A 4388-nucleotide genomic window follows, 5' to 3' on the forward strand; every position below is an offset into this window, starting at 1 on the left:
CTGTCACTGTCCACATACACATCTTCGAACTGTGATTCATCAATGGTAACGGAAGTAGTGCCCGAGAACTGGTTCGCCAGAATGGTAATACTTTCACCGTTTGACAGATCAACCGTCATGTCGGTCTGAGGCGCGTTATCCACACTGGCGGTATACAGAATCACACCACCGTCTTCGGTCAGTTGTGGCGTCGCTGTCAAACTGACCGTTGTGGTATCAATGGTGTCGACAATCGCAGTCGAAGCACTGGCACCGCTGTAATCGACGTTTTCATAGTTACCTCCAGTCGTACCGGTCACAGTGACATCAATGCTGTCGCTGTCCAGATAAACATCCTCAAAATCCGATTCATTGACAGTAAACTGTGTACTACCGAAGTTTTGGCCAGCCAAAATAGTAATGCTCTGACCATTCGACAGACTTACAGTCAAATCAGTTTGAGGAGGATTATCCACCGCAGCGATATAGATGATCACACCACCATCTTCGGTCAAACTTTCTGTTGCAGCCAAACTGACAGTGGTCGTATCGATCGTATCAACGATAAAAGTTGATGCGGTTCCGTAAGTCGTATAATCATATTCACCGGCATCACCACCGGTTGCGTTAGTGATTTTTACAATAATCTCATCACTATCTTTATATACATCTTCAAAGTCGGATTCTTCAACCGTGGTTGAAACCGAACCGGAAGTCTCACCTTCGGCAATCGTCACTGACAAACCATTATCCAACGTCACCTCAACGTCGCTGCCTTGAGGCGCTTCATTGATGGTAACTGTATAGACAATCTCGCCACCGTCTTCGGTTAATTCAGGCGTGGCTTCAAGGCGTAAAACAGCGTTATCAGGGACAACGGTAATTCCAACTACCGCATCGGAATAGTTTCCATTACCATCGGTGATTTGATAAGAAAAAGAATCACTACCGTTGTAATCCGTATTTGGAGTATAGGTGTAGGTACCGTTTCCGTTGTCCACAAGTGAACCGTTTTCAGGTTGAGTCACAGAAACGATAGTCAGATTATCTCCATCTATATCTGTATCATTCGCCAGCAAATCTTCGGAGGTAATAACAAGACTGGTATCTTCATCGGTGGTAAAGGCATCATCCGCTGCAACTGGAGGATTTTGCAATAAATCTTCACCTTCCGGAGAAATCAATGCATCCTGCTCGGCAAAAGGATCAGAGTCGAATGCCAGAGGATCCGTTGTTTCAACCACACGTGCAACCTGAGGAACCCCGCCTTCAGCTTCGTATTGAGCACCTTCGGCGTCATCCAGACTGTAAATCTCAAGCGTCATGGCGCCACCAGCTTCAGCGGCACCACCACCAGCAGCCGTCGCATCAAGAGCTTCTAATAGATCACCACCTTCCGGATTATCAATCGCTGCCAGAGTCTCTTCGAGAGATCCCGGTTCAATCACATTGTCACCTTCAGAAGCAACCTGTTCTGACAAAATGCTTTCAGACAAAGCCAGAGTCTGATTGGGGCCAATATCAACCTTTTGACCATTTGTCAGCATAAGCGTAACAGCACCATCCACTCCTGTCTGAATAACATCGCCTAGATTTAAAATATCAGCAACTTCCACTAATCTGGAATTTCCAGCTTGATCATAAACAAGTGCTGAGTTTTGTACATTGATAATGGTTGCGACTTGAGTTGACATGATGTCCTCCTGCTCGGCCTGAAAAACGAAACTTATTCTTTTTGTGATTTAATTCTAATTAAGAGAAAGTAGTATTTCATCGTACAAAGGTATCAATTGCCTGTCATTTACTCCATTTCTTGATCGTAAATCATTTTTAGAATAAAACCCTTTTTCACCCTTTTATTTGACATCAATTTGCGTTTTAAGAGGACTTTAGTAACAAAGTCGCCTCTCAGTAACAGAACTCTACCCACAGCTTTTTAAAGAGCTAAAAACAAAAAAGCCCCGCTTTAAACGGGGCTTTTTATCTCCAATTTATTGTTTAACCATTAATTATTGTCTAGCTCACTATCAATAATTTGTTTCATGGTTTCATCAGGCCCATGAACTGCCTCTGAACCAGCAGGATCGACTGCCCCGGCAGGAACACCGCCAGCCGAACTGTGATCAGGAACCCCGTCAGGAATATTGGCATTACCGGCACCGTTTGCAGCGGCTTCTTCTGCCAGCAGATCCTGACCTCCTTGATCAGATCCATCGGCAGGAGCTTCAGAACCAATCGCAACTTCACCTCCCGCTTCCGTCTGAACAAGATCTTCAAACGAGCCATCGAATTCCGTTCTTAATTCTGCAGAAAGCGTGGTAATTCCCGCTCCAGTTTCCAACATGGCATAGTCGAAGGATTCTTCAACCATCATGGCGGCAACTGGGGTTGCTACAACTTCGATATTGAGCGTTGAAGTATCGGTATCTTCAGGTGCGACATCGTTAACATCCAGCACACCATAGGTAACTTCAGGAACAGCCCCTACGTAACCGGTCTCAGGTGTAAAGCTGTAATCCCCATTGCCATCTACAGTAAGGCTACCCACTCCGCTAATGACTGCGGTATCACCTGCAGCATAGGTTGTTGCATCACCATCAACGGTGAAGTCGGTTACCTGGTGAGTCTGATCCGCGTCATTGTCAATGACATTCAGCAACAGATTTCCGGACAGAACCGTATCTTGTTCGACAGAAACCGATTCACTGACATCCTCAAACATTGAAGCGTCGTTACCATCACTGACTTGATCAATACCAACCACAATCGTTCCGCTGGCACTGTCACCATCCATATCGGTTGCGGTCGCATCAAAGCTCAAAGCAACGTCACTCGGATTGATTGAACTGAATCCGGCAATCGTAACACTGAAGTTACCACCATTCGCATTTCCGTCAATACCGGTAATGACTACATTAGCATAAGGTTCGTCACCGACAACTTTGTAATCATTACCCTCAATAGCGATGTATACAGGGTTTCCGTTAGTGTCTGTACCAACAGGAGTAATCGGAACACCGTTACTATCCACAACCGTAACATCGACTGCAAGATTGTTCGAGTCATAAGCGGTTACAGAGAATGTAGGCGTTGTATTACTCGCCGCATCGGAAACCGTGAAGGTGAAATTATTAATTTCACTTTCAGTCGAACCCGGACGCGGATCGGTTTCACTACCGCCATTCAATGTCGAATCGGAGTAAAACTCGAAATTGAGGAACTGACCGACATTCAAAGATGTATTCCCGGTACCGAATTCAAGTGAGTTGGTGTTAACAGCTCCAGAACCTGTAACGACTACATCCGTAGTAGTTCCGCCAAGATCAACAATACCATAGTAGGTGTCATTACCAGCTTGGACCGGCTGATCATTGGTAAACGGAACATCATCAGTCTGTACTAAGAACAAGCCATCCACAGCACTGAAATTATAAGTACCATCAGGGTTAATGCTTAAGGTAAATACCGCTTGTTCATCCACTGTGCCGGCAGCAACGACCCCTTGTACTTCGGTTGAAGATACACTGTTCCAAGTAATTTCCTGGAATTCAGGGCCGAAGAACAGTAGCTGTCCATCAGCATTGGTTACTTGCTGACCGTCTGCAACAGAAATGCTATAACCATCAGTAGCAGCACCGTCCGCACCAGCAGAGAAGTTTAATGGTACATCTGTAACACTATCGCCTGGAGCAACTGCAGAAATATCAGCCATGAAGTTAATTGGCGTATCATCATTAATCGTCAAGTCAAACGCAGTATTCGCCTGATAACCTGAGGAGTCTTCAATGACAACGTCAACAGGGATTGTTAAGCTGCCCTCGACATTATCTGCACTTAGAGGATCATGATGCTGTATAGCCTGGTAAAGCGTTACATCATAATTTGCACTAGTATCAGTCGCACCACTCACTACTACTGTGAAGACTAGATAATCTGCATCCGTTTCCAGAGCACCTTCTTTGTAACCCGTTAATGTATTGGTTGCACCATCCCAAGTCGTTAAGACCCTTGAATCGTCCAATGTGAGAAGCCCCGTAGCATCATCTTCTCCAGCATAAGAAGTCGAAAGAATAAAGCTTGGCGATCCGCTTAACAGATCAAAGGTCAAAGTACCCTGAGTGTCAGGAATGATATCACCAGATCCACCTGCATTACCTGAGGCGCCTAAGATATCATCTTCATCAACAGAAATACTTTCTGACAATGCTTCGTTATCAACAATCGTAGTATCAACACTACCTTGAGCTGTACCGAGAGTCGTTGCGGTCAAACTAACATTAAAGACTTCATCTCCTTCAAAGTCTGAATCATCAATGGTCTGAACATCAAAGGTCGCAACCGTATCGCCGTCACTGTAAGGTCCGGTAATGGTCAGAGTGCCATCGGCACTGTCATAGTCCACCCCTTCA

The 4388-nt window shown here is 45.3% G+C and carries 2 protein-coding genes; both read right to left on the reverse strand.

Features of this window, described 5'->3' with window-relative positions; translation table 11 throughout:
• Positions 1-1673, reverse strand: a 1673-nt coding sequence (locus tag J3999_RS11800) for a retention module-containing protein (RefSeq protein WP_208128079.1), incomplete at its 3' end; no start/stop codon positions are given.
• 311 nt (positions 1674-1984) lie between these two features.
• A partial coding sequence (locus J3999_RS11805; protein WP_208128080.1) for a hypothetical protein occupies positions 1985-4388 on the reverse strand: 2404 nt, incomplete at its 5' end.

Origin of the sequence: Thiomicrorhabdus sp. 6S3-12 (genome assembly GCF_017571475.1) — a bacterium.
Lineage (GTDB): Bacteria > Pseudomonadota > Gammaproteobacteria > Thiomicrospirales > Thiomicrospiraceae > Thiomicrorhabdus.